Source organism: Kribbella pratensis (assembly GCF_004366075.1).
In the GTDB taxonomy this organism is placed as follows: Bacteria; Actinomycetota; Actinomycetes; order Propionibacteriales; family Kribbellaceae; genus Kribbella; species Kribbella pratensis.
The window spans coordinates 2,923,869-2,943,154 of sequence record NZ_SODU01000001.1 but is presented as its reverse complement, the minus strand read 5'-3'; the positions used below and the strand labels follow the sequence as shown (position 1 = coordinate 2,943,154).

The 19,286-nt window shown below is 68.0% G+C and carries 16 protein-coding genes; 8 read left to right on the top strand and 8 right to left on the bottom strand.

Annotated elements, in window-relative coordinates:
• The first annotated feature begins 157 nt into the window (after window positions 1-157).
• Window positions 158-3,130: a preprotein translocase subunit SecA gene (gene secA / locus EV137_RS14115; RefSeq protein WP_134129047.1), complete on the top strand. Its 2,973-nt coding sequence runs from the start codon at window positions 158-160 to the stop codon at window positions 3,128-3,130.
• A gap of 156 nt (window positions 3,131-3,286) precedes the next feature.
• The gene (locus tag EV137_RS14110; protein ID WP_238175284.1) at window positions 3,287-4,213 is read left to right on the top strand and encodes an NAD(P)H-dependent flavin oxidoreductase; all 927 of its coding nucleotides are present in this window, start codon (window positions 3,287-3,289) and stop codon (window positions 4,211-4,213) included.
• On the opposite strand, the gene EV137_RS14105 is transcribed toward EV137_RS14110, so the two are convergent.
• Genes EV137_RS14105 through EV137_RS14080 form a run of 6 tightly spaced genes read right to left on the bottom strand, consistent with a single transcriptional unit; the run spans window position 4,177 to window position 10,273 of the window.
• Window positions 4,177-5,472: an alpha-glucosidase/alpha-galactosidase gene (locus EV137_RS14105; RefSeq protein WP_134129043.1), complete on the bottom strand. Its 1,296-nt coding sequence runs from the start codon at window positions 5,470-5,472 to the stop codon at window positions 4,177-4,179. The two genes, EV137_RS14110 and EV137_RS14105, sit on opposite strands and share 37 nt — an antisense overlap.
• A complete protein-coding gene (locus EV137_RS14100) occupies window positions 5,469-6,389 on the bottom strand; it encodes a carbohydrate kinase family protein (RefSeq protein ID WP_134129041.1) in 921 nt (306 codons plus the stop codon). The genes EV137_RS14105 and EV137_RS14100 overlap by 4 nt, the downstream gene beginning before the upstream one ends.
• 2 nt (window positions 6,390-6,391) lie before the next feature.
• Complete coding sequence (locus EV137_RS14095; RefSeq protein ID WP_134129039.1) at window positions 6,392-7,210, bottom strand: carbohydrate ABC transporter permease; 819 nt, start codon at window positions 7,208-7,210, stop codon at window positions 6,392-6,394.
• A complete protein-coding gene (locus EV137_RS14090) occupies window positions 7,207-8,130 on the bottom strand; it encodes a carbohydrate ABC transporter permease (protein WP_134129037.1) in 924 nt (307 codons plus the stop codon). The genes EV137_RS14095 and EV137_RS14090 overlap by 4 nt, the downstream gene beginning before the upstream one ends.
• The gene (locus tag EV137_RS14085) at window positions 8,130-9,428 is read right to left on the bottom strand and encodes an ABC transporter substrate-binding protein (protein ID WP_134129035.1); all 1,299 of its coding nucleotides are present in this window, start codon (window positions 9,426-9,428) and stop codon (window positions 8,130-8,132) included. Before EV137_RS14085 ends, EV137_RS14090 begins: the two co-directional genes overlap by 1 nt.
• Window positions 9,429-9,460: 32 nt before the next feature.
• Complete coding sequence (locus EV137_RS14080) at window positions 9,461-10,273, bottom strand: endo alpha-1,4 polygalactosaminidase (RefSeq protein ID WP_238175283.1); 813 nt, start codon at window positions 10,271-10,273, stop codon at window positions 9,461-9,463.
• A gap of 275 nt (window positions 10,274-10,548) precedes the next feature.
• Here EV137_RS14080 and EV137_RS14075 point away from each other — a divergent pair, with 275 nt between their 5' ends.
• From EV137_RS14075 to EV137_RS14050, 6 genes are read left to right on the top strand one after another with little or no spacing between them, the layout of a single operon-like run.
• Window positions 10,549-11,571 carry a LacI family DNA-binding transcriptional regulator gene (locus tag EV137_RS14075; protein WP_133997548.1) on the top strand — a complete coding sequence of 341 codons (1,023 nt, stop codon included), beginning with the start codon at window positions 10,549-10,551 and terminating at the stop codon, window positions 11,569-11,571.
• An 11-nt stretch (window positions 11,572-11,582) separates the two neighbouring features.
• Window positions 11,583-12,851, top strand: coding sequence for an extracellular solute-binding protein (locus EV137_RS14070; protein WP_134129031.1), 1,269 nt, complete (start codon window positions 11,583-11,585; stop codon window positions 12,849-12,851).
• Entirely contained in the window at window positions 12,848-13,747 is a 900-nt protein-coding gene (locus EV137_RS14065; RefSeq protein ID WP_133790346.1) for a carbohydrate ABC transporter permease, read from the top strand. The genes EV137_RS14070 and EV137_RS14065 overlap by 4 nt, the downstream gene beginning before the upstream one ends.
• Window positions 13,744-14,562, top strand: coding sequence for a carbohydrate ABC transporter permease (locus tag EV137_RS14060; RefSeq protein ID WP_133997535.1), 819 nt, complete (start codon window positions 13,744-13,746; stop codon window positions 14,560-14,562). The genes EV137_RS14065 and EV137_RS14060 overlap by 4 nt, the downstream gene beginning before the upstream one ends.
• 18 nt (window positions 14,563-14,580) lie before the next feature.
• Window positions 14,581-15,639, top strand: a complete 1,059-nt coding sequence (locus tag EV137_RS14055) for a glycoside hydrolase family 130 protein (RefSeq protein ID WP_238175282.1) — start codon at window positions 14,581-14,583, stop codon at window positions 15,637-15,639.
• The gene (locus EV137_RS14050) at window positions 15,636-17,528 is read left to right on the top strand and encodes a hypothetical protein (RefSeq protein ID WP_134129029.1); all 1,893 of its coding nucleotides are present in this window, start codon (window positions 15,636-15,638) and stop codon (window positions 17,526-17,528) included. The genes EV137_RS14055 and EV137_RS14050 overlap by 4 nt, the downstream gene beginning before the upstream one ends.
• On the opposite strand, the gene EV137_RS14045 is transcribed toward EV137_RS14050, so the two are convergent.
• Window positions 17,509-18,534, bottom strand: a complete 1,026-nt coding sequence (locus EV137_RS14045; protein ID WP_134129027.1) for an aminoglycoside phosphotransferase/kinase family protein — start codon at window positions 18,532-18,534, stop codon at window positions 17,509-17,511. The two genes, EV137_RS14050 and EV137_RS14045, sit on opposite strands and share 20 nt — an antisense overlap.
• A 13-nt stretch (window positions 18,535-18,547) precedes the next feature.
• Window positions 18,548-19,258, bottom strand: a complete 711-nt coding sequence (locus EV137_RS14040; RefSeq protein ID WP_238157455.1) for a helix-turn-helix domain-containing protein — start codon at window positions 19,256-19,258, stop codon at window positions 18,548-18,550.
• Window positions 19,259-19,286: the final 28 nt, after the last annotated feature.

The window sequence follows — 19,286 nt, the reverse complement described above, 5'->3', positions numbered from 1 at the left end:
GACGTGGGTGAGGTAGGGCTTGAGGCACGCTGCCGGCGTGGCTTGGCACACCCGGCCCCGTACGATGGGGGACGCACGCCTTCCCGGTGGGTCGGCCGTGCCCTGTCGGCGTTCGGCCGCAACCCAGGCTTCAGCAGCAAGGAGTGAACTCCCCACCATGAAGGTTGTCGACAAGGTTCTGCGGATCGGCGAGGGCAAGATCCTCCGCCAGTTGCAGGGCATCGCGAAGATGGTCAACTCCATCGAGGACGACTTCGTCAACATGACCGACGAGGAGCTGCGCGCGCAGACCGCGGAGTTCAAGGAGCGTCACGAGAACGGGGAATCCCTGGACGCGCTGCTCCCGGAGGCCTTCGCGGTGGTCCGGGAGGCCGCCAAGCGGACGCTGCACCAGCGGCACTACGACGTCCAGATCATGGGTGGGGCCGCGCTGCACCTGGGCAACATCGCGGAGATGAAGACCGGTGAGGGCAAGACCCTGGTCGGCACGCTCCCGACGTACCTGAACGCGCTGTCCGGCAAGGGCGTGCACGTGGTCACGGTGAACGACTACCTGGCCAAGTACCAGGCCGAGTGGATGGGCCGGGTGTACCACTTCCTCGGCCTCGACTACGGCGTGATCCTGCCGGAGATGACCCCGGCCGAGCGCCGGATCGCCTACGCCAAGGACATCACCTACGGCACCAACAACGAGTTCGGCTTCGACTACCTGCGCGACAACATGGCGGGCAGTATCGAGGACTGCGTCCAGCGCGAGCACAACTACGCGATCGTGGACGAGGTGGACTCGATCCTGGTCGACGAGGCCCGGACCCCGCTGATCATCTCCGGCCCGGCCGAGGACAGCCAGCGCTGGTACGTCGAGATGGCCCGGATCGCGAACTCGCTGAAGGCCTGGACGCTGGCCGACGAGGCGGAGCTGAAGCGGAAGAACCCGCGGATCACCGACCTCGAGATCGACGAGACCAAGCGCCGGGTCGCCGACTACGACGTGGACGAGAAGAAGCGCACGGTCGCGATCCTCGAGCGCGGGATCGAGAAGGTCGAGGACCGGCTCGGCATCGACAACCTGTACGAGTCGGCCAACACCCCGCTGATCAGCTACCTGAACAACGCGCTGAAGGCCAAGGACCTGTTCCACCGGGACAAGGACTACGTGGTGGTCGACGACGGTGAGGTCCTGATCGTCGACGAGCACACCGGCCGGACGCTGCACGGCCGCCGCTACAACGAGGGCCTGCACCAGGCGATCGAGGCCAAGGAAGGCGTCGAGATCAAGGAGGAGTACCAGACCCTCGCGACGATCACGCTGCAGAACTACTTCCGCCTCTACACCAAGCTGGCCGGCATGACCGGTACGGCGATGACCGAGGCGAACGAGTTCTCCAAGGTCTACAAGCTCGGCGTGGTGCCGATCCCGACCAACAAGCCGATGATCCGGGTCGAGGAGCGGGACCTGATCTACCGCACCGAGGACGCCAAGTTCGACGCGGTGGTCAAGGACATCGTCGAGGTGCACGCGACCGGCCAGCCGATCCTGGTCGGCACGACCTCGGTGGAGAAGTCCGAGCGGCTGTCCCGGATGCTGCTCAAGGAGAACATCAAGCACGAGGTGCTGAACGCGAAGCAGCACGCGCGGGAGGCGGCGATCGTCGCCGAGGCCGGCCGCAAGGGCGCGGTCACGGTGGCCACCAACATGGCCGGTCGTGGTACCGACATCATCCTCGGCGGCAACCCGGAGTTCCTGGCCGACAAGGAGCTGCGCGCGCGCGGCATCGACCCGGCCGAGGACATCGAGCAGTACGAGGCCGAGTACCCGGCGATGCTCGAGCGGTTCGAGAAGCAGGTGAAGGAGGAGCAGGAGGAGGTCCGCGAGCTCGGCGGCCTCTACGTCCTCGGCACCGAGCGGCACGAGTCCCGCCGGATCGACAACCAGCTGCGCGGTCGCGCCGGCCGGCAGGGCGACCCGGGCAAGTCGCGGTTCTACCTGTCGCTCGAGGACGACCTGATGCGGCTGTTCAAGCGCGAGATGGTCGACTGGGCGATGTCGCGGAACAACGACGACAGCCAGCCGCTGGAGAACAAGGTCGTCACGAAGGCGATCGCGTCGGCGCAGGGTCAGGTCGAGGCGCAGAACTTCGAGACCCGGAAGAACATCCTCAAGTACGACGACGTGATGAACCGTCAGCGGCACGTCGTGTACGACGAGCGCCGCCGCGTGCTCGAGGGCGCCGACCTGCGCGACCAGGTGCAGGACATGCTCGAGGAGACCGTCACCGGGTACGTGCAGGGCGCGACCGCGGACGGGTTCGCCGAGGACTGGGACCTGGACGCACTGTTCACCGCGATGAAGACGCTGTACCAGACCGAGCTCACCGAGGAGCAGCTGATCGAGGAGGCCGGCGGCGAGAAGGCGGGCCTGACCCAGGACTTCCTGATCGAGCGCTTCCTCGAGGACGCGACCGCGGCGTACGACCGTCGTGAGGAACTGCTCGGCGAGGAGGCGATGCGCGAGCTGGAGCGCCGCGTCGTACTGAGCGTGCTGGACCGCAAGTGGCGCGAGCACCTGTACGAGATGGACTACCTGCGTGAGGGCATCGGCCTGCGGGCGATGGCACAGCGCGATCCTCTGGTCGAGTACCAGCGCGAGGGCTACGACATGTTCGCCTCGATGATGGAGTCGATCAAGGAGGAGTCGGTCGGCTTCATTTTCAACGTCGAGGTGGACGTCGAGGCGATGCGCGCCGAGATGGAGCTGGCGAGCGAGGCTGCGCTCGCGGACGAGGACAACCTCCAGGGCCGCCGGATCCAGGACATCCTCAGCTCCGGCCCGGCGGCTGCCGAGCTCGCCGGGGCGGACGACGAGGAGCGACCGCAGGACACCCCGCGGCCGCGGGACACGCCGCGCCTGCGGGCCAAGGGCCTCACCAACGAGCCGCGTCCGCAGCGGCTGACGTACTCGGCGCCGACGATCGACGGTGACGACGAGGTCGCGATGCACCAGGACGCCGTCGAGGAAGGCACCCTGGAGTACGCCGGCACACCGCGCAACGCCGCCTGCCCCTGCGGCTCCGGCAAGAAGTACAAGCGCTGCCACGGCGACCCGCAGTCGGACGTCTACAAGTTCTAATCACCACTCGCCAACGGCCGGTCCCCCTCTGCAGGGGCCGGCCGTTGGTGCGTTTGAACCGGTACTGGGGGGCGGGTGTGGTGCGGGCCATGGCGGGGTGAGGTGGGGGTGTGGTGCGCTTGGGGTATGTGGCTGCGGGAGAGGTTTGGGGTTCGGGTGCCGGTGGTCGGGGCGCCGATGGCTTATGTCAGCGGCGGGGAGTTGACCGCGGCGATCTCCGCCGCGGGCGGGTTGGGGATGCTCGGGGCGGGCTCGGCCGTCACGGCTGACTGGATCCGGACCGAGGGAGCGATCGCGGCGGCAGCTGGTACGCCGTACGGGATCGGGTTGATGGCGTGGTCGCTGAAGGATCATCCTGAGCACCTGGAAGCGGTGCTGGAGCTGCGGCCCGCGCTGGTGTCGCTGAGCTTCGGGGATTACACGCCGTACGTCGCTCCGCTGCAGGAGGCTGGGATCGTCGTAGCGACGCAGGCCGGCACGGTCGCGGATGCGCGGGAGGCCGTGGACGCCGGCGTGGACGTGATCGTTGCCCGCGGCGCCGAAGCGGGCGGGCACGGCAGGAACGCCGTCGCCACCCTCCCGCTGCTGCAGGCGATCCTCGACACAACCGACCTGCCCGTGCTCGCGGGTGGCGGGATCTCCGGCCCACGCGGCCTGGCTGCCGTGATGGCCGCCGGCGCAGTCGGCGGTTGGATCGGTACGGCGTTCCTCACCTGCGTCGAGGCGCAGACGAAGGAACCGGCACGGCAGCGCATCATCGAGGCAGACGAAACCGACACCGTCTACGGAACAGTGTTCGACGCCGCCTCACGCGCCGGCTGGCCGGACGAGTTCGGTGGTCGCGCCCTTCGCAACGCCTTCTTCGACACCTGGGAAGGACGCGAGGAGGAACTGAAGACCGAGGACTCGGCACACGACCTCTGGGTCGAAGGGTCCAAGACCGCCGACCCGGCCCGCGCGTCCATCTACGCGGGCCAGGGCGTCGGCGCACTGACCGGTCAACCCACAGCGGCCGAGGTCCTCGCCGGTTTCGCGACGTACCGCGACTATCTGAGCGCCGCCCTCAACGACGGGTCCAAGTAGTTGCGATGAGCAAGCACCAGGTCGTTGCACAGCTCCCAGATCTGCTCGACGGGTAGGGCGGCCGCGGTCGCCGGGTCGACCATGACGGCCTGGCGGATCGCCCGCGGATCCTCCTCGATCGCTGCCTGTACGGCGAGTTCGGCCACGTTCAGGTACGAACGGTTGAGCGCCGCGCACTGCGCCGGGAGTGCTCCGACCGCGGTCGGCCGGACACCTGATGCGTCCACCAGACAGGGGACCTCGACGACGGCCCCGGACTGCAGGTTGGGGATCAGGCCGGTGTTCGGCACGTTCCCGTAGACCGTCCGGGGCGTTCCGGTGACGATGCTGTGGATGATCTGCGGGGCGTACTCCATCGTGGGGTCGACCTCGACCGGCTCGCCCGCCTTCAACGCGTTGCGGGTCTGCTCGTACGACGCGAGGTTCTCCGCGACGATGTCGAGGTACGCCCCGATCGGCAGCCGGAGTCGCTCGATCTCGCGCGCGTGCCCGAGGTACCACGGCACGTACTCCGAGGAGTGTTCGCTCGTCTCGGTCGGGTAGAACCCGAGCCGGCGGTACATGTCCACCCGGACCCGGCGCAGCAGCTCCGGGTCCGCCGCGATCGCCTCGTCCAGCCGGTCGTACAGGTTCTCGGCTCCGCGCTCGAACCGCAGTACCCACGACTGATGGTTCACCCCGGCGGCCAGGTAGGTGACGTCGTCGTACGGTACGCCGACCAGCTCGGACAGCCCTTGCATCGTCCAGTACACCGAGTGGCAGAGCCCGACGACGTTCCGGACCCCGAGCGCCTTGAGGTACCAGACGTTCATCACCATCGGATTGGTGTAGTTGAGCAGCCAGGCGTCCGGGCAGACGTCGGCGATGTCCTTCGCGAGCCCCCGCAGTACCGGGAACGTCCGCAGCGCCCGGAACACCCCACCGACGCCGAGCGTGTCGCCGATCGTCTGCCGAATCCCGTACCGGGCGGGGATCTCGAAGTCGACGTGGGTCGCCGCGTTCATCCCGACCTGCACGATGTTGATGACGAAGTCGGCGCCGTCCAACGCTGCCCGGCGCTCGAGATGCTTGCTGATCCGCGGTACGACGCCACGCTCCCGGGCGATGTACGCCGCCGCGGCCGCAGCCGTCTCGAGCCGCTCGGGGTCGATGTCGTGCAGAGCGATCTCCACCGGCCCGAGCTCGAGCCCGAACAGGTCGGCGAGCAGACCCTGCGTAAACACCACGCTGCCCGCGCCGATGAAGGCGATCTTCCTCATGTCGTCATGCTTTCGACTGCCTCGTTCCAGTTGGCTTGCGCCGCGGTGCCGCCTGCGGCGCGGGTTGAGAGCGAACCGCAGGCCGCGGCGATCGCCAGGGCGCGGTCAGGGCGGGATCCGTTGAGTACGGCGGCCACCCAGCCGGCATCGAAGCTGTCGCCTGCTCCGATGGCGTCGATCGTGTCGACCTTGAGCGCCGGTGCGGTGACGACTTTCGACCCGTTGTGGGCGATGGCACCGTCGACACCGTTCTTGACCACGACGAGGGGGCCGCGGCGGGCGAGGATGCCGGCGGCGTCCTCGACCTGGTGATGGCCGGTCAGGGCCAGGGCCTCGGCGGCATTGGGCAGGAAGTAGTCGGTGACCCGCAGGATCGGGTCGAGGATCGACCGGTCCCAGCGCCCGGCGGGATCGTCGTTCGGATCCAGCGAGGTGGTCGCCTTCGCCGCCTTCGCCTCCTTGAAGATCCCGGCCAGCCCAGCAGCCAACTCCGGCAACAGGTAGAACGACGCCGCATGCACGTGCCGCACCGACCGCACCAGGTCCAGCGGTACGTCGTCCGCGGTGATACTGGGCAGACATCCCGGAGACGTGAGGATCGCGCGATCGTCGCCCGAGGTGAGGATCGTGGTGAGGGGCGTCGGCAGCGAGGAGTCGACCACCAGCGCGTCGACGTTCACGCCCCGGTCGGCAAGCGACGTACGGACGAAGTCGCCCGCGGGGTCGTCGCCGACGCGACCGGCGAACGCGACGCTGAGCCCGAGCCGGGCCGCGCCGCACGCCATGATCGACGCGGAGCCGCCGAGAACCAGCGACCCGGCCGGAACCAGACGCTCCCGCTGACCGAACAGGATCGGTTGGTCAACCGGCCCGATCACCACATCAGGGTTGGCGTCGCCAATGACAAGCAGGTCCATAGTCAGCCTTTGAGTCCGGTGGAGGCCAGAGAGCGGATGAACGCCTTCTGGGCCAGGAGGAACCCCAGCAGGACGGGCAGCACGGTGATGACGTTGCCCGCCATCACAGCCGACCACTGGGTGTGGTGCTGTCCCTGGAACGTGGTGAGTCCCAGCTGGAGGGTGTAGGTGGAGTCGCTGTTGATCGCGATCAACGGCCAGGTCAGGTCGTTCCAGGTCGCGAGGAAGGTCAGTACGGCGACAGTGCTCAACGCCGGCCGCGCGAGCGGCAGCACGATCGACACCAGGATCCGGAGTCGCCCGCAGCCGTCGATCCAGGCTGCCTCCTCGAGCTCGCGGGGCAGCGAGACGAAGAACTGCCGGAACAGAAACACCGAAAGCGGTGTCACCAGCGACGGCACGATCAGCGCGCCGAGGGTGTCGATCAGGCCGAGCTGCTTCATGACCAGGAACGTCGGGATCATCGTCAGCTGGAACGGGATCACCATCGTCGCCAGCATCAGCCCGAGGACGAGCTTCGACCCGGCGAACCGGATCCGCGCGAACGCGTACCCGCCGAGCGACCCGAGCACCAGGTTCGCCGTCACCGCCACCGCGGAAACGATGAAGGAATTCAGGAACCACCGCGGAAACAACGCGTTTCCGAGCACGTACCGGTAGCCGTCGAGCTTGATCCCGTGCGGCCACAGCGCCGGCGGAAAACGGTTGATTTCCGCGTTGCTCATCACCGAGCTGACCAGCAGCCACACCAACGGCAACGCGAACAGCAATGCCAGCGGCGCGAGCACCAGATGCCAACCGCTGAAAGGCAATCTCTTCATCGAGCAGCCACCCTCCGCCGGTAGATCTGCAAGGCGGCGCCGACCACCAGCAACGCGACGGCCAGCGTGTACGCCGCTGCCGCGCTGTAGCCGGCCGTGAACGTCTTGAAGGCCTTCTCCCAGATGAAGTACACGATCACCGTCGTCGAGCCGAGCGGTCCGCCCTTCGTGGTGACGAACACCAGGTCGAACACCTGCAACGCGTTGATGGTCTGGAACAGCAGCAGGAAGATCGTGACCGGCGCCAGCGCGGGCAGTGTCACGTGCCGCAGCACACCCCAACGGCCGGCGCCGTCGATCCGCGCCGCCTCGACCAGCTCGGCCGAAACCCCTTGCAGACCGGCGAGATAGACGATCACGCAGAACCCGGTGCCGCTCCACAAAGAGATCGCGACCAACAGGTACAGCGCTTGACCCGGATCGCTGAAGAACCCCTGCGCCGGCAGACCGAGCTTGTGCAGCAAGGAGTTCGCGACACCGAACTCCGGATCGAGCACGAACGAGAACAGCACGCCCTGCGCCGCCGCCGACACCACGAAAGGTACGAACACCAACGTCCGGTACAGCCCGATCAGCGCGATCTTCCGGTCCAGCGCGATCGCGATCCCCAACCCGGCGACCACGCTCAACGGCACGTACAACGCCGTGTAGATCAGCGTGTGCGAGACGGCCGAACCGAACGCCGGGTCTTTCACCAACGCCTTGTAGTTCGCCAGCCCGACCCACTCGCTCGGCGACACCAGATCGTTCACCTGGAACGACAACAGCAACGACCACAGCACCGGTACGACGCTCAGCCCGAGAATGATCACGACCGACGGACTGACGAAGGCCCACCCGGTCGCACCCTCACCGCGAGCCCGCCGCTTGGCGGCCCGGGAGCGTGGATCGACGGTGAACGTCCCGACCACGCTGGCCATCAGTTCGGCACCGCCAGCACCTGGTTGCACTGGTCGACGGCCTGCTTCAACGCGTCCGCGGGACTCTGCTTCCCGAGCAGTACGGCGGCGATCGCCGCACCCATGTGCTCCGAGATCTTCGGGTACGTCGAGATCGTCGGTCGCACCTTCGCGGTGTCGAGGGCCGTCACGAACACCTCGAGCCCGTTGGTCTGCGTCGAGTGCTTCTTCCACTGCGGCAACTCGGCCGTCGCCTTGGTGATCGGGAGGCTGCCGCCCTTGATGTCCCACTGGATGTCCTGCGCCGGGTCCGCCAGCCAGGTGACGAACTCGGTGGCCGCCTTCACCTTGGCCTTGCCGTTGTCGAAGATCGTCCAGGTGTCCGGCCCCGAGATCGTCAGCGGCTTCCCGGAGTACGACGGCAGCGGCACCACGCCGTACTCGATGCCGTTGTCCTGCAGCTCAGGGAGCTGCCAGGGGCCGGTGGCAACCATTCCCATCCGGCCGCCGAGGAACACCTGGTACAGCTGCTCGCTGCCCGGCTTCGGGTCGACGTACAGCGACTTGTCAGTGCGCAGCCGGTCCAGCGTTTCCAGGGCTTTCGTGCCGACCGAGTCGAACCCGGCCTTCTTACCGTCGCCGCTGACCACGTCGCCGCCGAGGTCCCAGATCATCGGCCAGATCCGCCAGACCGTGTCCTCGTCGCCGACGCCCGGCCAGCCGGTGCCGAAGATGCCCTTGGCCGGGTTGGTCAGTTGCTTGGACGTGGCCACGAAATCGTCCCAGGTCCAGCCGGCCTTCGGCGGGGCCACACCGGCGGCGGCGAACAGCTTCTTGTTGTAGACGACGCACAGCGAGTCGAGCAGCGCCGGAGCGGCCCGGACCTTGCCCTTCACGCTGACCGCGTCCTTCGCCGCCGGCCAGTAGTCGTCGATCTTCAGCTGGCCGGTGAGATCGGCGACCTTGGGAGACTTGGTCAGGCTGGCGAGATCCGACCCGAAGATGTACGCGATGTCCGGGTAGGACCCCGCCGCCAGACCCGCGGTGACCTTCTGCAGCATGCTGTCCGCGGTCACACCGCCACCGCCGCCGACCACCTTGATCTTCGGGTGCGACTGGTTGAACGCGGTGATCAGGGAGTCGATCGCGGCCTTGCCGGTATCCACCTGGCCGTGCCACAGATCCAGCGTCACGACGCCGTTCGGATCTGCCCCTTCGTCGTCGTTCTTCCCGCAGGCGCCCAGGGTGCCTACGGCCGCGACGGCGGCGGCCGCGCGGAGGATGTCACGACGGGACAGGTTTCGAGCATGCTGAGACATGGCGGTCTCCGGAGAGGTTGGAGGAAGGAGTTTCAGCAGGTCTTGCGGACGTACCCGGGGTCGCCCGGGACGGAGACGTCCACATCGCGCTGCACGATCGAGAGCCTTCCGCCGTACTGCGAACACGCCGTACGCCGGCCCTTGTCGGTGTACTCGATCACGATCACGTTGTTGCCGAAGGCATCCACATAGTCACCGCACTCGTCGTACTGGCCGCACTCCTCGGCGACCGCGAAGTCCAGGCCGACCGAGGTGCGTTGGCCGGCCAGTTCGACCGTGTTCTTCTGGCCGATGGCGAGGCTCTTGCTGTGTGCGTGCGTGGCCAGCAGGGTCAGGTACGCCTTCGCCTGGCCCGCGGTGAGGAGGTTCTTCGAGCGGGTGTAGCTGTCGTAGTTGTCGGGCTCGATCGCCTTGTAGCCCTTGGTCGCGCAGCCGTCGATCCAGCTGTTGACCTTGGCGGCGATCCGGTTCCGTTTGTCCGCCGTCCGGAGGTCGAGCAGCGGTTCGCCCCAGTCCTCGTCGATCACAAGGTTGCCCTTGGCATCGCGGAGCAGCAGGTCGGAGTCCCACTGGCCCTGTTCGCCGGGCTGGACCTGGAAGGCGTTGACGTAGCAGATGTTGTAGAGCCCGGACGCCGGAGCGGCGGTCCGGTCGCGGGTGACCACCTGGACACCGGCGGGCGGGGTGTACGCGCCGCCGATCTGGTAGTCGAACTTCGCGTGCGCCGGCGGGAGCATGACGGCCGCGTCGGCGGGGTTTCGGGTGAGGGTGGAGGTGGTGACTGCGAGGGCTGGCGTGAGAATGGCCGCGGCTGCTACCAGCAGGCGGTGGGCGAGTCTGGACACGATTGGCTCCATCGGTCCCGGGGACGCGACCCCGCCTCGGGCTTCTCACCGCCCTGGCGCCGGGAAACCGGACTTCAGGCCGTCGGCCTGGTACCGGCTGGGTGCGTCACTGCCGACCAGTTAAGCCACCGCCGACCGGGCCCGTCAAGCGATCGGCTGCAAACGAGTGCGCGGAACTCGCCGCAGATTGCGGTACTGCGCACACCGCGAGATCTTGACAGGCGCGGTTTAAACCGGTTTAACTCCTCTTTAAACCGGTTTAATGAGGAGTTCGAGTGACCAAACGGCCGACGATCGCGGATGTGGCGCGCCGGGCCGGCGTGTCCAAGGGCTCGGTGTCGTTCGCGCTCAACGGGCGCCCCGGGCTGGCGCAGTCGACCGTGGACAAGATCCTCGCGGCCGCCGACGAGCTCGGCTGGCGACCGAGCAACCGCGCGCGGTCGCTGTCGGTATCGAAGGCGTTCGCGCTCGGCCTGGTGATCACCCGTGACCCGGCCGTGCTGTCGTCGGACCCGTTCTTCCCGGCGTTCATCGCCGGGGTCGAGAGCGTGTTGTCGACGCGGGGGCAGGCTCTGGTCCTGCAGGTGGTGACGGCAGGGGAGTCGGAGGAGGACGGGTACCGGCGGCTCGCGCAGGACGCCCGGGTCGACGGGGTGTTCCTGTCCGACCTCCGGCACGACGATCCGCGGATCGGCCTGCTGGTCGAGCTCGGCCTGCCCGCGGTCACCCTGAACCGTCCGGACGGCGACTCGCCGTTCCCGGCTGTAACCCTCGACGACCGGCCGGGCACGGTGGCGGTCGTCGAGCACCTCGTCGGACTCGGACACACCCGGATCGCGCAGGTCGCCGGTCCGCCCGCGTTCGTGCACGCCACAGCGCGGTCCACAGCCTTCACCGACACGCTGGCCGCCGCGGGCCTGGAACCGGTCGCGGTCGAGACCGGCGACTTCACGGCGGCCGGCGGGATCGAGGCCACCCGGCGGCTGCTCGCGCTGCCCGAGCCGCCGACCGCGATCTTCTACGCGAACGACCGGATGGCGATCGCGGGTCTCGGCGCCGCCCAGGCCGCGGGCCTGAACGTGCCGGACGACCTGAGCATCGCCGGCTTCGACGACAGCGAGCTCGCCGAGTACGTGCATCCCGGTCTGACCACGGTCCGCGCCGACCCGTTCCGCTTCGGCGAGGCGGCGGCCCGGACCCTCAACAGGGTCGTCGACGGCGACACCGACGTACCCGACGTCGAGCTGCCGCCCGCCGAACTCGTCGTACGGCGCTCCACCGCCGCACCCCCTTTGTAGGAGGAACTCTGATGAAGTTGCAAGCTGGACTGCTGGCCGTGGTTCTGGCCGGCTCGCTCGCCGCGTGCGGGAGCGGCGGTGGCGGCTCTGGTGACGCCGACGCCGCGGCGCAGGCCCGCGGACCGATCAAGATCTGGTACTCGAACAACGCCGAGGAAGTGGCCTGGGGCAAGCAGATGGTCGCGGCCTGGAACGCCGAGCACGCCGACCAGAAGGTCACCGCCCAGGAGATCCCGACCGGGAAGTCGTCGGAGGAGGTCATCGGCGCGGCGATCACCGCGGGCAACGCACCCTGCCTGATCTTCAACACCTCGCCGGCGTCGGTCTCGCAGTTCCAGAAGCAGGGCGGTCTGGTGCCGCTGGACGCGTCCTACATCGAGGAGCGGTCCGGCGACGTCGCGCAGCAGTACAAGTCGCCGGACGGCAAGTACTACCAGCTGCCGTGGAAGTCGAACCCGGTGATGATCTTCTACAACAAGAAGATCTTCGCAAAGGCCGGTATCACCGATCCCTCGCTGAAGACGTACGACGAGTTCCTCGCCGCATCGCGCAAGGTGGTGGCGTCGAAGGCGGCGAAGTTCGCGATCTACCCGGCGCCGAGCAACGAGTTCTACCAGTCCTGGTTCGACTTCTACCCGTTGTACGCGGCCGAGACCGGCGGCAAGCAGCTGGTTGCCGATGGCAAGGCGACGTTCGCCTCCGACGAGGGCAAGAAGGTCGCGCAGTTCTGGCGGACGATGTACGCCGACAAGCTCGCCTCGCCGGAGAAGTACACCGGGGACGCGTTCGTGGACGGTACGGCGGCGATGGCCGTGGTCGGTCCGTGGGCGATCGCGACGTACAAGGGCAAGGTCGACTGGGGCGTCGTACCGGTGCCGACGTCGTCGGGTAAGGCTCCCGAGGAGATCCACACGTTCAGCGACGCGAAGAACGTCGCGATGTACTCCGCCTGCAAGAATCGCGGCACCGCGTCGGACGTGCTGAAGTTCGCGACCAGTAAGGAACAGGACGGAAAGTTCCTGGCCGCGACCGGGCAGATGCCGCTGCGCAAGGACGTCGCGTCGACGTACGCCGACTACTTCGCGAAGAACCCCGAGTACAAGACGTTCGCGGACCAGGCGTCGCGGACCGTCGAGGTTCCGAACGTGCCGAACTCGATCACGATCTGGCAGACGTTCCGCGACGCCTACTCCAAGTCGGTGATCTTCGGCCAGGAAGACATCGGCACAGCCCTCGACGGCGCCGCCCAGAAGGTCGACCAACTCGCCAAGCAGACATGAGGTCGCGTGGTCCGCTCGGCCGGATTCTCGGTGAGCATCCGGTCGGGACCGCGTTCGTCACGCCGTACGTCGTTTTCCTGGCCGCGGTGTTCGCGTATCCGCTCGGGTTCGCGGTGTACATGTCGTTCCACGACTACTTCTTCGCGGCGCCGGGTGCGATCGTGGAGCGGCCGTTCGTCGGGTTCGACAACTACGTGACGGTGTTGTCGGATCCGGCCGTACGGCGGGCGTTCGGAAACGTTCTGGTGTTTCTGGTCATCAATGTTCCGTTGACGGTCGTCCTGTCGCTGCTGCTCGCGAACGCGCTGAACGCGGCGATCCGGTGGCGGACGTTCTTCCGGGTCTCGTACTACGTCCCGTATGTCACGGCGTCGGTCGCGGTCGTCGGGGTCTGGCTGTTCCTGTTCAACTCCAACGGCCTGGTCAACTCCGTCCTCGGCCCGCTCGCGCCTGATCCGTCCTGGTTGGTGAACTCGTCGCTGGCCATGCCGACAGTTGCCATCTACGTCACTTGGAAGCAGCTCGGCTTCTTCATCCTGCTCTACCTGGCCGCGCTGCAGAACGTCTCCAAGGATCTGTACGAGGCCGCCTCGATGGACGGTGCCGGGCGATGGAAGTCGTTTCTGAACGTGACAGTTCCCGGTGTGCGGCCGGCGACGACGCTCGTCGTCCTGGTCGCCACGGTGACCGGCGCGAATCTCTTCACCGAGCCCTACCTGCTGACCGGTGGCGGCGGGCCGGACGGAGCCTCTGCGTCTCCGGTTCTGATCATGTACCAGCGCGGGATCGAGCAGGGGAATCCCGATGTGGGTTCGGCGATCGGCGTCCTGCTCGTGATCGGAGTGCTGGCGCTCGCGTTGATCGAAAGGCGTTTCGTGGGGAGGGAGGAGTCGTGAAGCTCAAGTTCGTCGGCCTGCTGATCGGGGCCTTCGTTTTCCTGTTTCCCTTCTACTACATGCTGATCGGCTCGCTGCAGGCCGAGCCGGACCCGTCGGTCGGCGGCGCGTTTCCGTCGCCGGGGAACCTCACCGGCCACAACTACGCCGAGATCAACCAGTCGATCCATCTCGGCCGGTCGCTGCTCAACTCCGGGATCTTCACCGGCGGCGTGATCCTCGGGACGCTCGTGTTCGGGGTGCTCGCCGGGTACGCGCTGGCACGGTTGCAGTTCCGCGGGCGCGGGCTGGTGTTCAACCTGATGCTATTGATCCAGGTCGTGCCCTTCCAGTTGCTGACGATCCCGCTGTACGTGCTGATCGTGCGCAGCTACGGGCTCGCCGACAGCTACCTCGGAATGATCCTGCCGTTCCTGATCAACTCGACCGCGGTCTTCGTTTTCCGGCAGTATTTCCTGCAGTTGCCGGCCGAGTTGTTCGACGCGGCGCGGATCGACGGGGCGTCGGAGCTGAGCATCCTGTGGCGGATCGCCGTACCGCTGGTGCGGCCGGCTCTGCTGACCGGCGTTCTGCTCACGTTCATCGGGCCGTGGAACGAGTTTCTGTGGCCTTTCCTGATCACCAAGCAGCAGGACCTGCAGCCGCTCGCGGTCTCGCTGTCCAACTACCTCACCACCGTCTCGGCACGGGCCGCGAACCCGTTCGGTGCCGTGCTCGCCGGCGCGTGCGTGCTGGCCGCGCCTGCGGTGACCTTGTTCATCGTCTTCCAACGCCGCTTCATCTCGACGAACCTGTCGTCGGGCGTCAAAGGCTAATCTCTGAAGGGCTTTTCCGTGACTGTTCCTTACACCCTTACTCGCGTCGGCGTCCTGATGACGGCCGAGCCGGGCAACGAACTCGAGGCGGAGGGGGTGCTGAACCCCGCGACCGGACACACGCCCGACGGGCAGTTGTACCTGCTGCCGCGGCTGGTTGCTGACGGCAACGTGTCGCGGGTCGGCCTGGCCGCCGTCGAGCTGGCGGACGGCGTACCGGTCGGCGTCCGGCGGGAAGGTGTCGTGCTCGCGCCTGACGAGGGCTGGGAGCGGGGCAAGAACAACGCGGGCGTGGAGGATCCACGGGTCACGTTCGTCCCGTCGCTCGGGCTGCACGTGATGACGTACGTCGCCTACGGTCCGCTCGGTCCGAAGCCGGCACTCGCCGTGTCGTCGGATCTTCGGGAGTGGCGCCGGCTGGGGCCGCTGCACTTCGAGTACCAGCCGGACCTGGACACCGACCTGAACCTGTTCCCGAACAAGGACACCGTTTTCTTCCCCGAGCCGGTGCCGGGTCCGGACGGCGAACTGTCGTACGCGATGCTGCACCGGCCGATGTGGGATCTCGGATGGTTCCGCGAGGGCGAGGGCGTGCATCTGCCGGCGGGTGTCACCGACGACCGGCCGGGGATCTGGGTGTCGTTCGTCCCGGTGGCCGCCGTCGAGGACGATCTGCGGAACCTCGTCCACCTGCGTCAGCACCGGCTGGTCGCGATGTCGGAGTACCCCTTCGAGGAGTTGAAGATCGGCGCCGGTCCGGCGCCGCTGCGGGTCCCCGAAGGCTGGCTCGTCATCCACCACGGCGTCACCGGCGAGCAGCCGGAAGGCTTCGACCCCACCACCCAGAAGGTCTGCTACGCGGCCGGCGCGCTGATCCTCGACCCCGACGACGTCACCCGGGTCGTCGCCCGGACCACCGAACCTCTGATGGTCCCGGAAACCGAGGAGGAAAAAGTCGGAACGGTAGGAAACGTCGTTTTCCCGACCGCCATCGAAGAGGTCGAAGGCGTGCACTACGTCTTCTACGGCATGGCCGACGCCGCGATCGGCGTGGCCAGATTGGACCGCCTGCCATGAACCCGACCCGCCGCACCGTCCTCGGCGGAGCACTCGCGGTGGCCGCCGCATCCACGGTCGCCCTTCCCGCTGCAGCCTCCAGCCGCCTGTCCAATCTCGCCCACCTCGACTTCCTCCGAGCTTCGGTCTCACCTCCTGCCGCCGCGGGCCACACCACCTTCGGGTCCGGCCCGTTGGGCGTTCTGTGGACGTACGCCGACCATCAGGCGGACGGCTCGTACCGGAGAATCGGTGGTGGGTCCTACGACCCGGCAACGAACACCTACGGGCAAGGCGCCTACAACGCCGACGACATCGCGCGGGCGGCCGTCGTCTACCTGCGGCACTGGAAACTCTTCCACCAGGCGACCTCCCTGCAGACCGCCCGCGACCTGCTGCGAGCGCTCACGTTCCTGCAGTCGCCCAACGGAAACGTCGTGCTCTGGATGCAGCCCGACGGAACGCTCAACCCGAGCGCCGAGCCGGTCGAGCTCCCTGACCCCTCCGACTCCGGGCCGTCGTACTGGTTGGCCCGCACCGTCTGGGCGCTAGGGGAGGGGTACAGCGTTTTCCGCTGCACGGACCGCGCCTTCGCCGCGTTCCTCCGCGACCGCCTCGAGTTGGCGATCGATGCGCTCGAGCGCCAGGTCCTGATCCGCTACGGCCAGTACAACGTCGTCGACGGCCGCCGTCTCCCCGCGTGGCTGATCGTGAACGGCGCGGACGCGACGTCGGAAGCAGTCCTCGGGCTCTCGGCGTACGTCGACGCCGGCGGATCGCCCCGAGCCCGTCGAGCCCTCACGCGGTTCGCCGAAGGCATCGCCCAGATGCCCGCGGGTTCGACCCGTGAGTGGCCTTTCCGTGCGCTCATGCCTTGGGGCGAGTCGATCTCCGACTGGCACGCCTGGGGCGCCCAGATGCCCTCGGCCCTCGCCGCCGCCTCGGCCGCCCTCAACGAAACCGTTTTCCTGACCGCGGCGATCGGTGACACCGCCGGCTTCACCCCTCTCCTGCTGACCGCCGGAGGCCCCGACAACGGCTGGCTCCCGACGCCGATCGACCGCTCCCAGATCGCGTACGGCGTCGACGCCCGCCTGGAGGCACTCCTCGCGATCGATCGCCCTGGCCAGAAACATCTCGCAGCCTTCGTCGCCGCCTGGTACTTCGGCGCCAACCGCGCCGGTCAACCCATGTACGACGCCATCACCGGCCGCACGTACGACGGCATCTCCGGCGACGGTGTGATCAACCGCAACTCCGGTGCCGAGTCCACGATCCACGGGCAACTCTCGATGCTCGCCCTCGACGCCCACCCGGACATCGCCCGCCTGTCAGGCGCATCGGCGTACGACGGGCTCCAGATCGTCGAGGCGGAGACGGCCACCGGCGGTGCGGTCGTCACACCGCCATCCGCGTGGACCGGAGAATCCCAATGGAGCAACGGCTCCTACCTCTCCGTCGACGGTACGGCAACATGGACCGTGCCACCGTCACCACAGCCGCGGCTGGTGCTCCCGGTCGTCAACCTCGTCGACACACCCACGCCGGCCCGGAGTACCTGGACGAGCGGTGGCCGCACTCTCGGCACGCTGGTCCATGCCTGCGGTCCGCAAGGCATCTCGGCTGCACCCGGCGCGCTTCAACCGCTGACACTCGCCAACCCGCTCCCTGCCAATGCGACCGCGCTCAACGCGCAGACAACGGGCACGGCTCAGCTGGACGCCGTACTGCTGCTCCCGACCATCAGCAGCCTGCGGATCGGAGCAGCCACGTTGCTGGTCAGCGTCGATACCCGTCCGCGCGTGGTCACTGCCAGCGGGCACGCCTACACGTACGACTCCACTGGGCAGTTGGTTGCCCGCGGCAAGCCACTCGTCGTACCTGGAGGTTTCACCGTCGTGCTCGGCTGAACGCCTCGGCGCACCAGCGGGCAACGAACAGCAGAGCCTGGCCGCGCTGGTGGAACAGGTACCTGCTGTCGACCTGGCGGTGGTAGGCGTTGTGCGTCGTGTCCGAGGCCCGGCCCAGCAGGCCGGGCAGGAGCCAGGCGTACTTCACACCGGACGCCATCACCGCCAGGCGCACCTGGTCCGGGTCACCGCGCCAGCCCGCCTCCTGCAGGCCGTCGAGGTAGTTGGCGATGCAGGTCTCCGCCAGCTCAGGAAGGCGCTCGGCCGGCCAGAACAGGTCGAACACCGCGTCCGGGATGTAGTTGCCGATGTCCTCGCCGAGCGCGCCGTCACCGAGGAACGACCAGTCGAACAGCGCGAGCTCGCCGGTCGGGCGCTGGATCACGTTCGACACCCAGAAGTCGAGATGACAGCGGGCGCGCGGGAGGGACGCGACGAGGTCGAGCAGCGCGTCGCGATGGATCAGCAGGCCGGTCCAGGCCTCGCGCAGTTCGGCCGGCCAGGTCTCGCGGATCAGCGGTTGCTGCCAGGCTGCGTCGTCGGTCATCAGCTGCCAGGGCACGTCACGAGTCGTCGAGTAGTCGCGCAGGAAGCCCGTCGACGTCCAGGGTCGTTCCGGTGCGGGACGGGCCTGCCAGCGGCCGCAGGCGCGTGCGAGGGCTGCATGTTCCGCGAGGCTGAAATGTGTGCCGGGCGTACCGCCGATGTCGTCCATCAGCAGTACGGCGCCATCGGGCTTCTCGTCGACCTGCGCGGTGGGCAGGACCAGTCCGGCGTCGGCGAGTTGTTCGCGGAGCTCGTCGTCGCGATAGACCTCGAGTTCGCGGCGCCAGTAGTTCCAGTGCCGCGGGTCGGTCGTAGCCGCCCACGGCCCGGAGGTGTCGCTCGGCCGCCGCAGTTCCTTGCGTACGGCGGTCCGGCCGTCGGCGTACGTCACCCGCTCGACGCTCGCCGTCACCGCGTTGAGCGGATTGTGCCGCAACGCCGTCGTACCGACCTCGGTCATGAGGAGCAGTTTGTCAGCCCAAGAGGATCTTCGGTGGCAGACCGGTGAGAGCTTTCACATCGCGGGTGAAGTGGGCCTGGTCGGCGTACCCGGTGAGCACGGCGACGTCGGCGAGCGGGACGCCGGTGCGCGCGTGGTCGAGGGCAACGTTCATCCACAGGACCCGATCGAGCGTCTTCGGGCCGTAGCCGAACGCGTCCAGGCAGCGCCGGTGCAGCTGCCGCTCGCTGAGACCGATCGTCGCCGCGAGGCGGGAGACGCCGGCCGTGCCGCGGAGCAGGCCGCCGCGGACGCTGCGCAGTACATGCGCGGTCAGGCGGTCGGTCGGTTCCTCGACCAGTTTGGCGACCTCGAGGTCGAGTGCTGTCGCGCGGTCGGGCGCTGACCGGATCCGATCCAGCAGGCGCCTGCTCCGGTTCGGCGACCACAGATCGGCGAGGCGGACCCGCTGGTTCAGCAATTCGCGGGCCGGTACGCCGAGGAAGCCCGGCGCGGCGCCTGGCGCGAAGCGGATCCCGGCGTACCGCGTGCCCCGCGGCGCGCTGCCCGTCCAGGCGCGGCTGTCCGGACCAGCGACGATCAGGTCGTCGTCCATCAGCAGCAGATCCATGCAGCCGTCGGGCAGGATCCGGTACTCACCGCCCGCTGCCGTCCGCGTCCAGAGGTCGGCGCCGGCGATGCGCGCGGGGCGCTCCCGGTACGGCTCGACGAGGACCACAGTCACACCTCCAGTCTGCTACGTCCCGCCGACA